This window comes from Chryseobacterium sp. LAM-KRS1, assembly GCF_013184525.1.
Lineage (GTDB): Bacteria > Bacteroidota > Bacteroidia > Flavobacteriales > Weeksellaceae > Chryseobacterium > Chryseobacterium proteolyticum.
The window spans coordinates 373,509-390,540 of record NZ_JAAOIZ010000005.1; the positions used below are offsets into that span (position 1 = coordinate 373,509).

The window sequence follows — 17,032 nt, forward strand, 5'->3', positions numbered from 1 at the left end:
AATTTTAAAATTTAAGCCATCTGTCTAGGGTTAGTCATTACAAGACCGGATAATACAGTTCCATGAAGTACCGTTATACAGTTTAAAGCAATTATCTGTAGTATCGAAAATCAGCATCCCTTCTACCGGAACAGCAATATTTGCGGAAGTTGTTCTGGTAATAACAAAACCTTTATCTTTTGATTCTAATGCTATAAAACCATTAGGAATATTGGTTGGCCAGTTGGGCAGGATTTCACGAAGACCTGTAATACCAAATTTCGTCATACTGTTTGGTGTCCCTGTAACCGGATCTTTAGTACAATATGTTTGAATATTGGTTCCGAAGGTAAAATATTTATTAGCAGGAAACGAATAATTAAATACAGCTTTCCCTCCAGTAAAACTTGTTGCCGGAATAAATTGTACATTCTGTGAAAGTCCACTGTTATCAGCTACAATCATGTATAATTTATCTGTTGCCACAATACTGGTATAATTAGTAAGGTCAGCTTGTAGCCAGGAAGAACCCGTGTCATTCGTTTTTTGTGCTAACCACGTCCTCTGAATAATCTTTCCCGGAGCTATACCATAATTGAGTAAGGTTAAGGATTGATTATTATTATCTCCCATTATAAGAAAGGTTTTGTCTTGCGAAAAACTTGTTCTACCTGCAGCATTGTTTGCCGAAACAAAATCATTCGTGGTTGATACGATTAGCATGCTATTATTGTTTTGATTAACGCTATTTGTAACCACTTGGTTTAATGCTGTATCGTCATCTTTCGCCATCCCAAAAATGTTGTTATTGAAACTGGTATTCAGTCCAGAATTCCAGGTAACAGTAGTCTTGTCGGAGGCAATGTAATTGAGGGGTTGCTGCAAAGTAATTCCATATTTAACAGCTAAATAAGAATTTACACTTTGCCTTTCTACAGCTGTCTGTGTACCAGAATATAAAATAAATTCTCCAATCCTATCTCCTTCCAATGAACTGCTACCAGATCCCCCGTCATTATCCATCAAAAGAACCATTCCCGGATAGTTGCTTGTAGAAGATACATTATTGGAAGGATTGCCAAAAGCAAGCGCATTATTATCAAAAAAATAATTCATGTTTCCTCCGGACAACTCATTATAAAATGATTGTATACTTGGAAACTGTGTATTAACAGTATTTATAGTATTTGTTCCAAAAAACACATCCCCGGATTCTTTTTCATTATAAAATTCTGGACGATTGGTGCGGGTCCCGAAAAATGGAGATTGCCACACTCCTGCTATTGGAGATACATTGGAATTTCTTGTTACACCATTCATTACAAATACCGATCTATAGGTGGCAGAAGCGGTTCTTGTAAGAAATGTATAGGAGGTCAGTGCATTGGTGGTGTTATCTGGAAATCCTCCCGGAAATTTATATCCCGATCTATATTGATTGGTACTCGTAATTTCAATTGCAGGATTAAAATTAAAATTAGGAATAGAGGTTGCTGTCCTGTAGACTGGTCTTGCACTTACACCTGGGTCCGCATAATAACCCGGCATCCCCTGGTTGGCAATACCATTAATTCCGCCTGATCTTTGATTATTCCATATAGCAACCTGCGTATTGTCTACTGTTGTATTCGTTCCGGCATCTGCTTTTACCCATATTTGAAGGTTAGCAGAAACGCCTCCGGGAGATTGAGACCACAATAATGAATTGAATATCATTGCTGTAAATAATAATTGCTTTCTCATTGATGTTTCTTTTAATTGTTTGTAAGTATATTCATTGATATGACCCGACTATCTCAAAAAAAATAATCGGCAATGGTGAAACTAGAAATCAGCCAAAATACTCATGGTAAGTAATGTGGTCAATAATCCAGAATTAATAACAAGATCATAAAGAAGATAGTAGTATTGAAATAATACTTTTATGTTGGGAAGTATTTTTTGTTTTCATTTATATGTGTGTTTTTAAATTAGACAAAAATTGTGAAATATTTAAACAATAAGTAATGTCTGTAAATAATATCAACAAAATAATTAATGCTTCTTAATATTACCTTAGTGTAAATTTATAAATTATTTTCATAAAAATATACTTTTTAAATACAATTTAACCACAGAATAACCGAATGATTGTTAATATATTTGATAATGATTCTTTTTTTTCAATTAATGATTTCATAATGATAAAATTTTGTCAATAGAAAATTATTCATTTTTATATAAGTTTTTAATTTCATTTGATATTATTTAGAATCAATTTCAATAATCAGGATTTTCTGATGCCTGAAAAGGATCATAGAGTTATTGTAAAATGCTTTTGAATAAAAAAAGATTATTTTAATATTGAAAAAACACTAAATTTGCCCTCATTGATATTATGGACAAAAAGACACAAACAAAGCAGCAAGACATGTCTGAAAAAGGAAAAATCCTATCGAAACCCCGTATATTTTTCGGGCTTACTTTTATACTTTTTTCTGTCGTACTTATATTTTCATTCATTTCATATTTAATGAACTGGAAGGCAGATCAAAGCCAGGCAGGAACCATGCTTGATAAAAGCATACAATCCTCTAATATTTTTGGTAAAGTTGGAGATTGGCTCGGGAATATTTTCATTTTTGAAAGTATTGGCGTAGCTTCTTTTATTATAGCATTCCTTTTCCTTGTTTTCGGAACTTTAATTTTAAAAAAGAAAATTTTCAAACCTTGGAAAACAATAGGTCATTCGTTGTTTTTTATCTGCTGGGTTCCGATTTTCATGGGAGCTGTTACAAAGGGACAAGGTGTTTTGGGAGGCGTTTATGGCTACCAGATTATGGATTCGCTTAATGCAATCATAGGAACTGTTGGTCTTTGGTTGGTACTGGCCTCAAGTATAGCTTTATATTTTATCCTTGAGTTTAACTTACGTCCGAGTTCCATCAAAGCAAAACTTAATAATATTAATGAAAATACGATCGGAAAGGTAAAATCCATGATGCCTAGTTCTGACGAAAACTTTGAGGCTGATGAAGAGCTGGAAGAAGAAGCACTCGACAATCATCCTAATATTTCGGTTACGGATATGAGTGAGCCTGTGAAACAACAGGAACCGGTAAAGGTACCTAAAGGTTTTCCTGAGGTCCCGGTATCTACAAACCTGGAAACCATTACTACTCCTAATCATACTTCATTTGAAGATGATGACAATGCTAAGCCGATCAACCTTAATCTTAATACCAAACCAGGTCTTCCGGTTTCAACTCCGGAACAGGCCTTTGATCTTACACCATCTACTCCATCGCAGGAAAATATTAAGTTCAATGTTGAAATTGCTCCTGTAATTGATGTTTTAGATGACACAGAAAAGCAATCTAAGGAACTGGTAGAAAAACATGGTCTGTATGATCACAAATTAGATCTGGCCAAGTTTCAAATGCCTCCGGTGGAATTACTAAAAGATTATGGTAATGAGGAGATTTCCATCAATAAAGAAGAATTAGAAGAGAATAAAAATAAGATTGTTGGTCTTTTAAAGAACTTTAATGTAGGTATTGCTGAAATTAAGGCAACCATCGGACCCACAGTAACCTTATATGAAATTGTTCCTGAAGCAGGAATCAGGGTATCCGCCATTAAAAAACTACAGGATGATATTGCGCTGAATCTTTCAGCGCTGGGGATCAGAATCATTGCACCTATGCCTGGAAAAGGAACCATTGGAATTGAAGTTCCAAGAAAGAATCCTACCATGGTTTCTATGCGCTCTGTAATCGCTTCGCACAAATTTCAGAATACAGACATGGATCTACCTGTCGTTTTTGGAAAAACCATTTCCAACGAGATCTTCATGGCCGATTTATCAAAAATGCCACACTTACTGATGGCAGGTGCAACCGGCCAGGGTAAATCAGTAGGAATTAATGCAATTCTTACTTCTCTCTTATACAAAAAACATCCAAGCGAACTGAAATTCGTAATGGTTGACCCTAAAAAAGTGGAACTTTCTTTATATTCAAAAATTGAAAGACATTATTTAGCAAAACTTCCGGATACGGATGATGCCATCATAACGGACACCAATAAGGTAATCAATACACTGAATTCTCTTTGTATTGAAATGGATAACAGATATGACTTACTTAAAAATGCATTTTGTAAGAATTTAAAAGAGTACAATAAAAAATTTGCTGAAAGAAAATTAAATCCTGAAAACGGACACCGTTACTTACCATACATCGTTCTGGTGGTTGACGAATTTGCCGATTTAATTATGACAGCAGGTAAAGAAGTAGAGTTACCGATAGCAAGACTGGCACAGCTGGCAAGAGCGGTAGGAATTCACCTCATTGTTGCTACCCAAAGACCTTCCGTAAATGTAATTACAGGGATGATCAAAGCAAACTTCCCTGCAAGAGCAGCATTCAGGGTAATTTCAAGTGTAGATTCAAGAACAATTCTTGATTCTACCGGTGCTGATCAGCTGATTGGTAAGGGGGATATGCTTTACTTTAACGGAAATGAAATTCTTCGACTGCAATGTGCCTTTGTAGATACGCCTGAAGTGGAAAGAATTGCAGAATTTATTGGCGAGCAAAAAGGATATGCTTCTGCGTTTCTTCTTCCTGAATACGTTTCTGAAGATGCAACAAGTTCAGTAGGTTCTTTCGATCCTAACGAAAAAGATGCACTGTTTGAAGAAGCAGCCAGAATTATTGTTTCTACTCAGCAGGGATCTACTTCCATGCTTCAGAGACAGCTTAAATTAGGATATAACAGAGCGGGAAGAATTATGGACCAGCTGGAGGCTAGTGGTATTGTAGGAGGCTTTAATGGCGCTAAAGCAAGGGAAGTGATTATTAGCGACCTTCATTCTTTGGAACAGTTTTTGGAAGATTTGCGTAAATAAAGGAAAACATGCCATAATGTTTAACTTTTGAAGTGGAAAAATGTCTAAAGAATATTAAAATAAAAAAATGAAAAACATAGTTTCGAAAATTATATTAGGAGGATTTGTGGTAGGAGCTGTTGGATTATCCAATGCACAGAAAATAGATGCAAAAGCTAAAAAGATATTGGATGATATCACCTCCAATTATAATTCTAAAAAGAATACCTATTTTAAATTTTCTTTTGGAAGCGGTGTCAATGGCAAGGTTGCTAAAACAGAGCCTGGAATCTATTACTCATCAGGTGATAAATATAAATTGAAAATCATGGATACAGAACAGATTTTCGATGGTAGCAAGATCTACAATATTAATGCTGACGACATGGAAGTAACGATTGCCAAACCTAACGGAAGCAGTACCATGTTCTCCCCTATCAATTACCTTTCTACCTACAGAAATGATTACAATGTAGCATATGGAGGAAAGAAAGTGGTCAATGGTGTAAGTGCTGATCTGATCAAGCTTACTCCGGTTAAGCCTAATGGATTAAGCTATGTTTATCTGTTTGTAGATTCAGCTAAGAAACAGATGGTGAAACTTGAACAGCATGGAAGCAACAAAGATGTTGCAGTAATTGCCATAAAGGAATACAAGGAGAACCAGGAATTAGATCCTAACATGTTTGTTTTCGATAAGAATAAATTTAAAAATTACGTTATTACAGAATTGTAATTAAAAAAGTAATAATTTATAAAGTCACAAAGTAAACTTTGTGGCTTTTTCATTAATTTTGGCGAATGTTAAAAATACTAGACCGATATATCATAAAAACCTTTTTCGGACCATTTTTCTTTATATTCAGTGTATTGTTTTTCATATTTATTGTAAACATTATCTGGGTTCAGTTAGGGCAGTTTATGGGAAAGGGATTAAGCTACTGGCAAATTATTAAGCTCCTTTTTTATTTGGGGGTAAGTGTTATCAGTATGGTTTTGCCTCTTACGATCCTTTTAGCAAGTATCATGTCTTTTGGTGAGTTTGGGGAGCGTTACGAGCTTGCAGCTATGAAAGCCGCCGGAATCTCATTAACCAGGGTTATGGTTCCTCTTTTTGGGGTCACCACCATATTATCTATAATGCTGTTCTTTTTCTCTAATAATATTATCCCGGATTTTCAAAGAAAAGCGAAAAATATGCTTTTCAATATTGCTCAGACAAAACCCGCTCTTAACTTTACTCCAGGGCAGTTTATTGATCAGATACCCGGTTATATGGTGAAGTTTGATAAAATCCACGAAGACAATAGTATTGAAGGTGTTTTTGTTCACAGAAAAGCTAGCACATTCGAAAACCAGCAGTCTATTGTCGCTGAAAAAGGGAAATTTATTCCCGCAGCTAACAACCATTACTTAAAACTTGAGCTTTATAAGGGCTATGTGTTTGAAGATAATTTTGCAGGGAAAGGTGAAAATGTGAGATTAAAGCAACCGGATCAGGCTATTAAATTTGATACTCTTGTTTCGCATTTTGACATTAGCGAGCTCATCAATAAAGCAATCGAAGAAGAGCAGATCACCGATGATTACCGTTTTCAGACATTCAATCAGCTTAATAAAACTATTGATCTTAATAAAAAAGACAACGAAAGATTCTTTTCCACCGTCACGGACGATGTTTTGAACCAGACCAACTCCACCGTCAGCTATATGGATAAAAACAATAAATCCAAAGCTCCGGTTAAACAACAACTAAAACTGGATACGGTAAAAGGAAACAGGAAGATGGAGATTATCTACAATGCCTATACGAGATTGGATAATCTGAAAACCACCCTAGACGGTAAAGCCAATGATTTCAAACCCAATGTTAAGTATTTCAGTAAAGTTGTTATTTATCAGCAAAGAATACTCTCCTATTCATTTACCTGTATCATATTCTTCCTTATCGGTGCCAGTTTGGGTTCCATTATCAGAAAAGGAGGAATGGGAGTTCCCGTAATTATTGCCATCGTTATATTTATTATTTTCTATGTGATTAATGTGGGAATGGAAAACCTTGCCTGGGCAGGAACATTAAATCCATATCTGGCAGCATGGCTCCCTAATATTATACTGTTCCCGTTTGGAGTGATTATGACCTATAAAGCATTAACGGATTCGCAACTCTTTGACGCTGAAAAATACAAGGCATTTCTCAAACCTATTACCAAAAGGTTTTCTAAAAACAAAGAACATAAAAGATATCAATAACAAAACGCTCCGGAATTCCGGAGCGTTTTTAAAAGGGAAAGGCTCCCGTTTCCAAATCATTCTAATGATTTTATTTTCAGATAGTAGAAATACCTTCAACCTTATTGACAATAAAAAAACAGGCCTCATTATGAGGCCTGTTTTAGTATATGTTATATGTTCTAAAGCGAAAGTTACACTTTCATAATTTCAGCTTCTTTTGTTTTAAGGTGGTCATCACAAGCTTTCACATACTTATCAGTAAGTGCCTGGATGTCCTCTTCAACGCCTTTAATAACGTCTTCAGAAACACCTTCAAGTTTTTTAAGTTCTTTCAAACCGTCCTGTCTTGCATTTCTTACGACAATCTTTGTCTGTTCGGTTTCTCCTTTAGCTTGTTTTGCCAAATCTCTTCTTCTCTCTTCTGTTAAAGGTGGAACATTCAAAATAATATTCTCCCCGTTGTTAGAAGGTGCAAAACCTAAGTTTGAATTAATAATAGCTTTTTCAATAGCATTGATTGCTGTTCTGTCCCAAGGTTGAATAGAAATCGTCATTGCATCAGGAACCGAAACATTAGCAACCTGGTTGATCGGAGTTGGAGCTCCGTAATATTCAACCATCACATCCTGAACCATTGAAGTAGAAGCACGTCCGGCTCTAATTCTTTGAAATACATGTTCAAGGTGCTTAATAGCCGCTTCCATGTCCTGTTTTACAGACTCTACTATTAGATCTAATTCTTCCATTATATATTTAAAATTTGATAAATTACACATTTATAAACGATGATCTTTACCTCAGTGGTATGTGATCAACAATAAATAATTTTTAAATCTCTTTATCTATTTACTTTACTGACTATAAATCCACTAAAGTACCAACGTTTTCTCCGTCTACAATCTTTACTAAATTCCCCTCTTTATTCATGTCGAATACGATGATAGGAAGTTTATTTTCGTGACTTAAAGTAAATGCAGTCATATCCATTACTTTAAGATTCTTTTCGAAAACTTCATCGAAAGATAAAGAATTATATTTTACAGCGTCCGCATTTTTTTCAGGATCACTGTCATAAATTCCATCTACCCTTGTTCCTTTTAAAATAACATCAGCACCAATTTCAATGGCTCTTAATGTAGCTGCAGTATCAGTTGTAAAATAAGGGTTTCCGGTTCCTGCTCCGAAAATAACCACTCTTCCTTTTTCCAAATGTCTTACTGCACGTCTTTTAATGAATGGTTCAGCTACCTTGTCCATTTCTATAGCAGATTGAAGTCTGGTTTTAATACCGGCGTCTTCCAAAGCACCTTGCAAAGCCATTCCATTAATCACTGTTGCAAGCATACCCATATAATCGCCCTGAACTCTGTCCATTCCCTTTGCAGCACCTGCTACCCCACGGAATATATTTCCTCCTCCAATTACAATGGCAACTTCACAACCTTTATCTACTACTTTTCTTATTTCAACAGCATATTCCTGAAGTCTGTCATTGTCAATACCATATTGTCTGTTCCCCATTAAGGCTTCACCACTAAGTTTTAGAAGGATTCTTTTATATTTCATCTTTAATTTTTAATAAATTTTAAATAGGGTTTATATCCCTGAAATTTGATTTTGCAAATATAATCATTAAAAATATTGAAAAAAGAAAAATATTTAGCTGTAAATAATGTTAGAAATATTTTGACAACTACAAAAAAGGATTATTTTTGCAATAATTATAAATTGAATTGAAGAAAATTATCATTCTTTCATTATTTCTGTCAGGAATTGTTTCTTATGCACAAACGGGAACAAATGTTTATCCTTTCTTAAACATTCCCGTATCTGCCAGACAGGCTGCATTAGGTGGCGATGCAATTACTATAAGAGATTATGATGTTTCCTTTGCTATAGCAAATCCGGCCTTACTTAATAAAGATTCAGACAAACAACTTTCTGTGAACGGAGCAGCATATCTTGCGGATTCCAAATACGGAACGATTGCTTTTGCTAAAGATTTTGATAATGGCCACATGGCTACAATCAACGCCAGATATATGAGTTATGGTGATATTCCAAGGACTGATGAAAGTGGTTTTGAAAATGGACAATTCAACGCATCTGATGTTGCCATCGGAGCTGGTTACGCCTATCAGTTTGAAGAAGACTGGACCATTGGAGGAGGAATTAATTTTATTACTTCAAAAATAGATACCTATACTTCTTCTGCTATTTCAGGAACTGCCGGAATTACTTACCATAATAAAAAAAACAAAGAAGTTCTCTCTCTTGTCGCAAGAAATTTCGGATATCAGTTCAAATCTTTTAATGGCACCCGTGAGAACCTTCCGTTTCGTATTGATCTGGGATATACGAGAATCTTAAAGGCTATTCCACTTGCCATTACAATTACGGCCCATGATTTACAACAATTCGATATTTCATCTCCGTTTAACGTAGACGGTCAGGAAGTGAATGTGGGAAGAAAAATTGCAGATCACTTTTCTATTGGAGCAGAATTATTTCCGGAAAAAAACTTTAATATCAGATTAGGATATAATGTGAAAAGAGGAAATGAACTGGCTGTAGCTGACCAAAGAAATTTCTCTGGACTATCAGGAGGATTTGGAATTAAAATTTCAAGATTCCGTGTAGATTACGCTCATGTAAGATACCATAACTCTTCCAATGTGAATCAAATAGGAATATCTATGGACCTTAGCGGGCATCGCTATTAAACTTTTTCAATATTTAATTTTCCATTTCCTTGATTTTTTAAAAAAAATCTTGAACTTTGCAGTATGAAAAAACCTGTAATAGCTATCGATGGATACTCCTCTACCGGAAAAAGTTCAATATCAAAGGTCATTGCCGATAAATTAGGACTTATTCACCTGGATACCGGAGCGCTTTATAGAGGAGTTACCTGGTTTGCCCTGCAAAATTGTAAGGACGAAAAAGGTTCTATTGACCTTAATCGGCTTTTCTCATCATTAGATCAGATCCAGCTTGAATTTAAAAATGATGAAGGTGAACTGGTTCTTTATCTGAACCATAATGATATCTCAAAGGAGATCCGAACTAATGAAGTTTCTGACAATGTAAGCCTTGTAGCTAAACAAAAGGAAGTAAGGGATTTCTTATTACAATCCCAGCGTTCCCTCGCAGAAAAAGGAGGTATTATAATGGACGGCCGTGATATCGGGACCGTAGTTCTTCCCAATGCTGATTTTAAGTTCTTCCTTACGGCAAGCATCGATGAAAGAACCAAAAGAAGATACAACGAACTTTTGAGTTTAAATATCGAAGCAAACGAGCAGCAGGTAAAAGAAAATCTTATCGAAAGAGACAAAATTGACAGTGAAAGAGAAATCGCTCCGTTAAGACAAGCTGAAGATGCCATTGTTATTGACAATACCGAACTTTCTAAAGAAGAAACCATCGAAGCCATACTGTCTTATATCCAAAAGATTTAACAATTTTTAATAGGACCATAGGCTCATTTGGTATATTAATTGTAATATTTAACAAAAGTAAAAACTAATATTATTTAACTATTAAAAAAAACGAAAAATGTCTAGAAAAGGAAACAATACAGCAGGTATATTAGCGGGACTTCTAGCTGGAGCAGCAGCAGGTGTAGTACTTGGAATGCTTTATGCGCCGGAAGAAGGAAAAGAAACGAGAAAAAAGATTAAAACAAAAGCTAACGATCTTAAAGATCAGGCTAAAACAAAATACGGAGAAGTTTCTGAAAGAGTAAAAGATCAGTATGACAATATATCTTCTACTTTTAAAGAAACAGCAAACAGTGTTGCTCATACCGTAAAAGATGGATACGATAAATATAAAGATCAGATTGTTTCTAAAACTACAGATGTAGTAAAAGATGTAGAAGCAGAATTAAACGATCTTAAATAGTAATAATTTCAATTAATTTTTAAATTATGAAAGGGACTTTTTGCATTAAAGTTCCTTTTTTTGTAACTTTAAAGAAAAACAGATGATAGAAACTCTTAAAGAATATGCATCTAAGAGAATAGATCTACTTAAAATAGAAGCTACCGAAAAGTCATCACTCTCCGCAGGTATGATTACCTATCTGGTCGTATTGCTTGTTGCTTTTGCTTTTTTTATTATTCTTTTCAACTTTGGAATTGCATTTCTTATCGGTAAAGCGTTGGACAACTACTCCTACGGATTCCTTATTGTAGCTGCATTTTACTTATTGATAATGATTCTTGTTGTTCTGTTTAAAAAGAGAATTGTAAATACCGTAGCGGACCAGGTTATTAAATTTTTAAATCATTAAAACTATGAGCAGAAACTATGAAAGTCTGAAAGAATTAAGAATAAAGAAGAAGTTACTGAAGGCAGAACTTGATGATTTGGAAAACCTTCTTACATTCAAGAATACAAAAGAAAGTTTAAGCGCATTTACCAATGGTTTAACGGATCAATATCTTCAGGAAAAAGTAGATGAAGACGGTGATGAAAAAATAGTCCTGAGAAAGGATGTGATTGCCAAACAGCTTACTTCTGAGGTGAAAGATATGTTTATCAGCAAAAATACAGCAATGGGTATTGCAAGCTCAGCGCTCAAGGGTAATGCACTGGATGGTATCATCAGGTTAGGTGCTACTGCTCTTGTTGGAAACTATGCAAAGAAAAATATGCGTAGTTCTAATTGGAAAAAGAAACTGCTTGGTGTGGCTATGATTTATCTTGCGCCAATTGCATTAAAATTTGTCAGAAAAAAGCTTGAAAGTTATCAGAAAAATAAAAGTGTGTCCAGCATGGAGCAATTAATATAAAAATAACAAACCAGAGGTTAGAAGTTAGCTAAAGGTTATCTTTAAAATTTAATCCAGCTAACCTCTGACTTTTGGAATCTATTTAGAAAACAATTGTCCCAATATAATTCCGGCTGCCATAGATACATTAAGACTTTCCGTTGACTGAGATGTACCAAACCTAGGAATACTAACACTTTTATGAAGCAACTTTTCCGTTTCCGGTCGCATTCCATTTCCTTCATTTCCTAAAATCAGGTTTAGTTTCTTAGGCTTCTCGAATTGGTATATATTTTCTCCCTCCATATCGGTTCCTATATTAACATTCTCCGTATTCGAAAGATAATCGGTAAGATTACAGTACACCATGTTCACTCTTGTAAAAGATCCCATACTTGCCTGAATCACTTTGGGATTATAAAAATCCACTGTATCTTCACTGCAAATAATTTGTTCTATCCCAAACCAATCGGCTAAACGGATTATAGTTCCCAGATTTCCGGGATCCTGAATCCCATCCAATACAATCTGTATATCCGGGTCTGCCATCTTTTTCTCAGAATTCATATAGCAAACGGCAACGGAATCTTTAGGTGTTTTAAGAAAACTGATCTTTTTCAGCTCATTTTCAGATATATGGATAATAGGAACGTCAGAAAATTTAATTTTCTCTGGATCTGTAGATAATATTTCTTTAATTTTAAAGTTAGAATTGGGAAGTTCACAAATGATTTTATTACCCTCAACCAAAAACAAATTGTATTTTTGTCGGAACTTCTTTTTATCTAAAGACTGTAAAATTTTTATTGTATGAGCTGTAAGCATTATAAGAATTCTCCTCAAAAATATTATAAAATTATATCATTTGCAACATTTGTTACTCTTCTTTATGCTTGTAGCACCACAAAGAAAGTTCCCGATGGCGAATATTTGCTTACGAAGAACACATTCACTTTTACTGATAAAAAAGAACCATTTGATGGAGAGCTAAAGGGTTATGTTCAGCAAAAACCCAATAAGAAGCAATTCCTTTTTATGCCTTTAGGCTTATTATTGTACAACGCCGCCAATCCTAAATATGACACTATTCTTAATGAATACATGACCTACCCTAGCGAAATGCGAACGCAAAAGCTCAGGGATTCGCTCTTCATTAAATACAATATGAAAAGTAGTGTGGGAAAAAGCCTTTTATTAGACAGGTTATACCACAACTGGGGTTCACCTCCTGTTATCCTGGATCAAACAAAAGTGGAAAAAGGAGCCGAATCCATTGAAAAACGACTTACCTACAAAGGGTACTGGGATGCAGAAGTAAAGTTTAAAACCAAAATAGATTCTGCAGCAAAAAAAGCGGCTGTTACGTATTTCATTACGCATAATGATCCTACTTATATTAAAGAATATTATTACAATATTCCGGATCCGGTTCTCCATAATCTTTACCAGCAGAAAATTAACGGAACCCTCATCAGATCCGGACAGGTACTTGATCAAACGGTTCTTGAAAAAGAAGTTACCAGACTTAATGAAATCATGAGGGATTATGGGTATTACAGATTCAATAGTGCCAATGATGAAATTTATTTTGTCGCCGATTCACTAAAAAGCAGAAAACAGGTTCCTCTGACCCTTGAAATTCATAAAGATTCCATTGATACTCCTTATAAAAGGGCAACTATTGGTAATATAGACGTAGCGATCGTTAATGAAGCATCAGAATACCGTAAAAATACAACCAAAGACAGCTTAAGAGGAATACGGTTCCATAAGGTTGATAATAAATACACAACCCGTTCTGTATGGAGAAATATCATAGTTGGAAACAAACAGATTTATGATCAGAAAAAGCTTGACCTTACCAAAAGGAATCTCCTGTCTATGAATAACTTTAGCATTCTGAAAGCAAAAGATTCCTTAAGACACGGAGGTGAAGGCTCTCCGAATGATAGTATTATTGATGTATTATATATACTTAAACCGCTTCCGAAATATGAATTAAAAGTAGGAACGGATATCAATTATTCGCAGTTATTAAATCTTGGGATTTCTCCCTCCATAGACCTTACTACCCGAAATGTTTTTAGAGGAGCAGAAAACCTTTCGACAAGTCTGGCGGGTACTTTTGGTTCTATCAGAAGCACCAAAGATATCAGTCAGCGGATATTAGCCTATGAATTATCAGCACAGGCTTCCCTGAATTTCCCAAGACTTTTACTGCCTTTTGATTATTATAAATTGATTCCTAAAAGATACAGCCCTACATCATCAATTGTTCTGGGGGCTACTGTACAAAATAATATCGGTTTAGGAAGAGTTAACTTCAATACCGGCCTTAATTATCTCGCTACGGTTAATGATAAAGTATCCCATAGGCTGACCCTTTTTAATACACAGTTAAGTTTAACAAAAAATAAATCGGCTTATTATGATTACTTTACAAACGATCGTGATCTAAAAGATGAAATATTCGAGAATTACTTTCAAAACAGCCCGCAAGGTGCAGCAACGAAAGCCAAGCTTTTATCCGGACAGCTTTCAGTAGATGAAGTATCTCAACAGATTGTCACTGATAATGCCTACCGTAATTCTTTAGATCAGGCAGGTGCGGATCTTTTTACTGCATTTACAGGAATTCTTGTCAATAAAGACAGGCAAACCCAGGATGTTCTGATTTCTTCCATGATCTATAATTATGTGTATAACGAAATCGGTAAGAAGGATTATCCTAACGCTTTCTACTTTAATGGAAAGGTAGAGTTGGCTGGTAATATATTAAGCATTTTTAATCAAAAAAGAAATGATGGCGGAGGTGTAATCACAAGTCCTCAAAGAACAATTTTTGGAGTGCCTTATGCACAGTTTGTAAAATTTGATATCGACGTAAGAAAGTACTTTAAGTTTAACGGAAATCAGACTTTAGTACTTCGTCAGTTCGTAGGAGTAGGAATACCTTACGGAAACTCTTCATCGATGCCGGTTATCAGGTCTTATTTCAACGGAGGATCCAATGATATCCGGGCGTGGGTTGCATTTGGAGGCTTAGGTCCTGCTGACTCTCAGATTGATGAAAGAGTTCGTACTTATATGACAGATAATTTAAAGCTTACTACAAATATTGAATATCGTCTCCCTTTCAACGATATGTATGAAGGGGCGCTGTTTACCGATATTGGGAATACCTGGAGTCTCAGGGATTATAATGATGGATATGGTGATGAGTTTAAATTCAATAAATTTTTAGGCCAGGTGGGTATCGGTAGTGGATTCGGATTAAGGGTAAATATTGCATACATCACTTTAAGGCTTGATTTTGCATATAAAATCTATGATCCTAATAAACCTACTGGTGACCGATGGAGATTCAAAGATTTCCAGCCTTTTAAACCTACATTGAATGTAGCGTTTGGATATCCTTTCTAATCAGGAGAAATTCCCAACAGGAAATAGACTACAGCGATCATTCTTGCGAAAATCTCCCTGAACTGATTTCTGTAGTAGCTTTCGGGTTTATTTACATCCTGTGCATCAAATCCCAGTGCATTCATATTATTGTTTCTTGCGAAAAATAGGGCCCGAAGGTTATGAAATCCCTGAGATACTATAATAACATTACTTTTTTTGTACACATCCTTACAACGTAAAATACTCTTATATGTGTTGAAGCCTTTCGGATCTTCAATAATGATTTCTTCAGGAACTCCTTCCTGATAAACAAGATAATTTTTCATCGCAGCCGGTTCATTATAACCTTTGCTTTTTTCACCGCTTACAATTATTTTACGGATTTTTCCATGATGATACAATAAAGCAGTAGCATCCATTCTTTTCGTAAAATAAGGATTGGATAGTCCGGATCTCATCTTAGGTGAAGTACCTAAAACCAGAGCGACCTCACGAGGTGGTATCTTTGATATTTTGGTATAGGTCCTCCCATTAGTAAGGGCAAACACCCAGGCATTAGCCAAACATATCACTAGAATTCCAATTTCTATTGATGTGAGAATAAGATTGAATATGTTTTTTACAGCTCTCAAATGAGATCAAAGTTAAGCTTTATTTTCTTTGTTTTTGCTATAGACATGCATGCTAATATTTTCCCCTGCAACTCTTCTTTTTCCGTTAAATATTCATTCTCTAGCAATTCAACTTCTCCTTCTTCCAAATAACATTCACAACTTCCGCAAATTCCGGATTTACAGGAATAAGGAACAGGAAATTTCTGAACCAGCAATTGCTGCAGAATTTTATCCTTGTTATCCGGAAGATGGGTACTGTAGTCTTTTCCCAATATTTTAAAATCGATTTCCACATTTTCAATCAACGGAAACTCTTTTTCTATAGGATAAATATCATCATTAAACTCTTCAAAAAGTTCAAAATGAATATTTTTTTTCGGGATTCCATGATGGTAGCAGGCATTGGCCAGTGTTTTTATCATCTCCCCTTTTCCACAGATCAGAACTTCATCTACTGCATCCCAGATGGTGGATTCTTCGTCTGTATCATCAAGGTGCAAAATCTGATTGATAATCAGGTTTAACTTTTTCGCATCTAGCCTTCCATAAAAAAGCTGATCCGGTGTTTTTTCCTGCGAAAAGAAATAAAATATCTGTAATCTGTCCCCATAAGTTCTGGCCAGATTATCCAAAAGATCCCGGTAGATTAATTCGTCAGAATTTTTATTTCCAAAAAACAAAAACAGTCGCGTTCTGGGCTCATTATGAAGAATATTTTTGAAATGACTTAACACAGGGGTTATCCCGATTCCTGCAGCAAAACCGACTATCGTTCTGAATTCACTGGGTTTAGATATTAAAGTAAATCGACCTCCCGGTTCACTTACCAATAGTTCATCTCCAACCTTATAATTTTTAAACAGTTCTGCTGTTGCTCCTACAGGAGAATTTACTTTTATGCCCAGGCTAATTTTTTTCTCGTAAGGAGCCGATGTCATTGAATAATCATTGATGATATCTTTTCCATGGGACTGAAATTTAATACTGACAAACTGACCCGCTTCAAATTCAAAATTCTTCTGTAAATTCCCGGGAATCTCAAATTCCAGGGAGAAAGTATTTTTGGTCAGTTCTTCCTTTTTCGCTATTTTTAACAAATGAAACGTTGTGAGTTTCCCTTTATAGATTTGTTGTTCCATACTTCAAAATCA

General features: G+C 35.2%; 15 protein-coding genes. 9 read left to right on the plus strand and 6 right to left on the minus strand.

All coding sequences use genetic code 11. The annotated features are described in order from the left end of the window. Nucleotides 1-30: 30 nt before the first annotated feature. On the minus strand, nt 31-1,722 hold the full coding sequence (locus G9C87_RS16320; protein ID WP_172283099.1) for a hypothetical protein: 1,692 nt from the start codon (nt 1,720-1,722) through the stop codon (nt 31-33). A 634-nt stretch (nt 1,723-2,356) separates the two neighbouring features. On the opposite strand from G9C87_RS16320, the gene G9C87_RS16325 reads away from it, so the two are divergent. The 3 genes from G9C87_RS16325 (at nt 2,357) to G9C87_RS16335 (ending at nt 7,102) form a co-directional block, all read left to right on the plus strand. Continuing rightward, nucleotides 2,357-4,870 (plus strand): FtsK/SpoIIIE family DNA translocase, encoded by a 2,514-nt coding sequence (locus G9C87_RS16325; protein WP_172283100.1) that lies wholly within the window; start codon nt 2,357-2,359, stop codon nt 4,868-4,870. Between the two features lie 67 nt (nt 4,871-4,937). Continuing rightward, nucleotides 4,938-5,585: a LolA family protein gene (locus G9C87_RS16330; RefSeq protein ID WP_172283101.1), complete on the plus strand. Its 648-nt coding sequence runs from the start codon at nt 4,938-4,940 to the stop codon at nt 5,583-5,585. Between the two features lie 65 nt (nt 5,586-5,650). Continuing rightward, a complete protein-coding gene (locus G9C87_RS16335; protein WP_172283102.1) occupies nt 5,651-7,102 on the plus strand; it encodes an LptF/LptG family permease in 1,452 nt (483 codons plus the stop codon). A 173-nt stretch (nt 7,103-7,275) separates the two neighbouring features. Here G9C87_RS16335 and frr read toward each other — a convergent pair whose 3' ends face one another. Both frr and pyrH read right to left on the minus strand, forming a co-directional pair. Continuing rightward, the gene (frr, locus tag G9C87_RS16340; RefSeq protein WP_172283103.1) at nt 7,276-7,830 is read right to left on the minus strand and encodes a ribosome recycling factor; all 555 of its coding nucleotides are present in this window, start codon (nt 7,828-7,830) and stop codon (nt 7,276-7,278) included. A 112-nt stretch (nt 7,831-7,942) separates the two neighbouring features. Next, a complete protein-coding gene (pyrH, locus tag G9C87_RS16345; protein ID WP_172283104.1) occupies nt 7,943-8,650 on the minus strand; it encodes a UMP kinase in 708 nt (235 codons plus the stop codon). A gap of 167 nt (nt 8,651-8,817) precedes the next feature. On the opposite strand from pyrH, the gene porQ reads away from it, so the two are divergent. The 5 genes from porQ to G9C87_RS16370 all read left to right on the plus strand — a co-directional run bounded on the left by porQ (nt 8,818) and on the right by G9C87_RS16370 (nt 11,883). Further along, nucleotides 8,818-9,807, plus strand: coding sequence for a type IX secretion system protein PorQ (gene porQ / locus G9C87_RS16350; RefSeq protein WP_172283105.1), 990 nt, complete (start codon nt 8,818-8,820; stop codon nt 9,805-9,807). 63 nt (nt 9,808-9,870) lie between these two features. Then, the gene (cmk, locus tag G9C87_RS16355) at nt 9,871-10,545 is read left to right on the plus strand and encodes a (d)CMP kinase (protein WP_172283106.1); all 675 of its coding nucleotides are present in this window, start codon (nt 9,871-9,873) and stop codon (nt 10,543-10,545) included. A 97-nt stretch (nt 10,546-10,642) separates the two neighbouring features. Then, the gene (locus G9C87_RS16360) at nt 10,643-10,990 is read left to right on the plus strand and encodes a YtxH domain-containing protein (protein WP_172283107.1); all 348 of its coding nucleotides are present in this window, start codon (nt 10,643-10,645) and stop codon (nt 10,988-10,990) included. Between the two features lie 82 nt (nt 10,991-11,072). After that, nucleotides 11,073-11,381 carry a phage holin family protein gene (locus G9C87_RS16365; protein WP_172283108.1) on the plus strand — a complete coding sequence of 103 codons (309 nt, stop codon included), beginning with the start codon at nt 11,073-11,075 and terminating at the stop codon, nt 11,379-11,381. Between the two features lie 4 nt (nt 11,382-11,385). Then, complete coding sequence (locus tag G9C87_RS16370) at nt 11,386-11,883, plus strand: phosphoribosyl-ATP pyrophosphatase (RefSeq protein WP_172283110.1); 498 nt, start codon at nt 11,386-11,388, stop codon at nt 11,881-11,883. 78 nt (nt 11,884-11,961) lie between these two features. Here G9C87_RS16370 and G9C87_RS16375 read toward each other — a convergent pair whose 3' ends face one another. Beyond that, entirely contained in the window at nt 11,962-12,687 is a 726-nt protein-coding gene (locus tag G9C87_RS16375) for a TrmH family RNA methyltransferase (protein ID WP_172283112.1), read from the minus strand. Between G9C87_RS16375 and G9C87_RS16380 the strand changes: the two genes are divergently transcribed. After that, nucleotides 12,673-15,285, plus strand: coding sequence for a BamA/TamA family outer membrane protein (locus tag G9C87_RS16380; protein ID WP_172283114.1), 2,613 nt, complete (start codon nt 12,673-12,675; stop codon nt 15,283-15,285). The two genes, G9C87_RS16375 and G9C87_RS16380, sit on opposite strands and share 15 nt — an antisense overlap. On the opposite strand, the gene G9C87_RS16385 is transcribed toward G9C87_RS16380, so the two are convergent. Continuing rightward, nucleotides 15,282-15,899 carry a vancomycin high temperature exclusion protein gene (locus G9C87_RS16385; RefSeq protein WP_172283116.1) on the minus strand — a complete coding sequence of 206 codons (618 nt, stop codon included), beginning with the start codon at nt 15,897-15,899 and terminating at the stop codon, nt 15,282-15,284. The genes G9C87_RS16380 and G9C87_RS16385 overlap by 4 nt on opposite strands. Continuing rightward, a complete protein-coding gene (locus G9C87_RS16390; protein WP_172283118.1) occupies nt 15,896-17,020 on the minus strand; it encodes an iron-sulfur cluster-binding domain-containing protein in 1,125 nt (374 codons plus the stop codon). Before G9C87_RS16390 ends, G9C87_RS16385 begins: the two co-directional genes overlap by 4 nt. Between the last annotated feature and the right edge of the window lie 12 nt (nt 17,021-17,032).

Excerpts from the sequence above, each read along its gene's own strand:
- frr (WP_172283103.1), bottom strand. The coding sequence starts at position 7,830 with ATGGAAGAATTAGATCTAATAGTAGAGTCTGTAAAACAGGACATGGAA.
- G9C87_RS16330 (WP_172283101.1), top strand. The coding sequence starts at position 4,938 with ATGAAAAACATAGTTTCGAAAATTATATTAGGAGGATTTGTGGTAGGA.
- G9C87_RS16360 (WP_172283107.1), top strand. The coding sequence starts at position 10,643 with ATGTCTAGAAAAGGAAACAATACAGCAGGTATATTAGCGGGACTTCTA.
- G9C87_RS16370 (WP_172283110.1), top strand. The coding sequence starts at position 11,386 with ATGAGCAGAAACTATGAAAGTCTGAAAGAATTAAGAATAAAGAAGAAG.
- G9C87_RS16380 (WP_172283114.1), top strand. The coding sequence starts at position 12,673 with ATGAGCTGTAAGCATTATAAGAATTCTCCTCAAAAATATTATAAAATT.
- G9C87_RS16335 (WP_172283102.1), top strand. The coding sequence starts at position 5,651 with ATGTTAAAAATACTAGACCGATATATCATAAAAACCTTTTTCGGACCA.
- G9C87_RS16390 (WP_172283118.1), bottom strand. The coding sequence starts at position 17,020 with ATGGAACAACAAATCTATAAAGGGAAACTCACAACGTTTCATTTGTTA.
- G9C87_RS16320 (WP_172283099.1), bottom strand. The coding sequence starts at position 1,722 with ATGAGAAAGCAATTATTATTTACAGCAATGATATTCAATTCATTATTG.
- G9C87_RS16375 (WP_172283112.1), bottom strand. The coding sequence starts at position 12,687 with ATGCTTACAGCTCATACAATAAAAATTTTACAGTCTTTAGATAAAAAG.
- cmk (WP_172283106.1), top strand. The coding sequence starts at position 9,871 with ATGAAAAAACCTGTAATAGCTATCGATGGATACTCCTCTACCGGAAAA.
- pyrH (WP_172283104.1), bottom strand. The coding sequence starts at position 8,650 with ATGAAATATAAAAGAATCCTTCTAAAACTTAGTGGTGAAGCCTTAATG.
- G9C87_RS16325 (WP_172283100.1), top strand. The coding sequence starts at position 2,357 with ATGGACAAAAAGACACAAACAAAGCAGCAAGACATGTCTGAAAAAGGA.
- G9C87_RS16365 (WP_172283108.1), top strand. The coding sequence starts at position 11,073 with ATGATAGAAACTCTTAAAGAATATGCATCTAAGAGAATAGATCTACTT.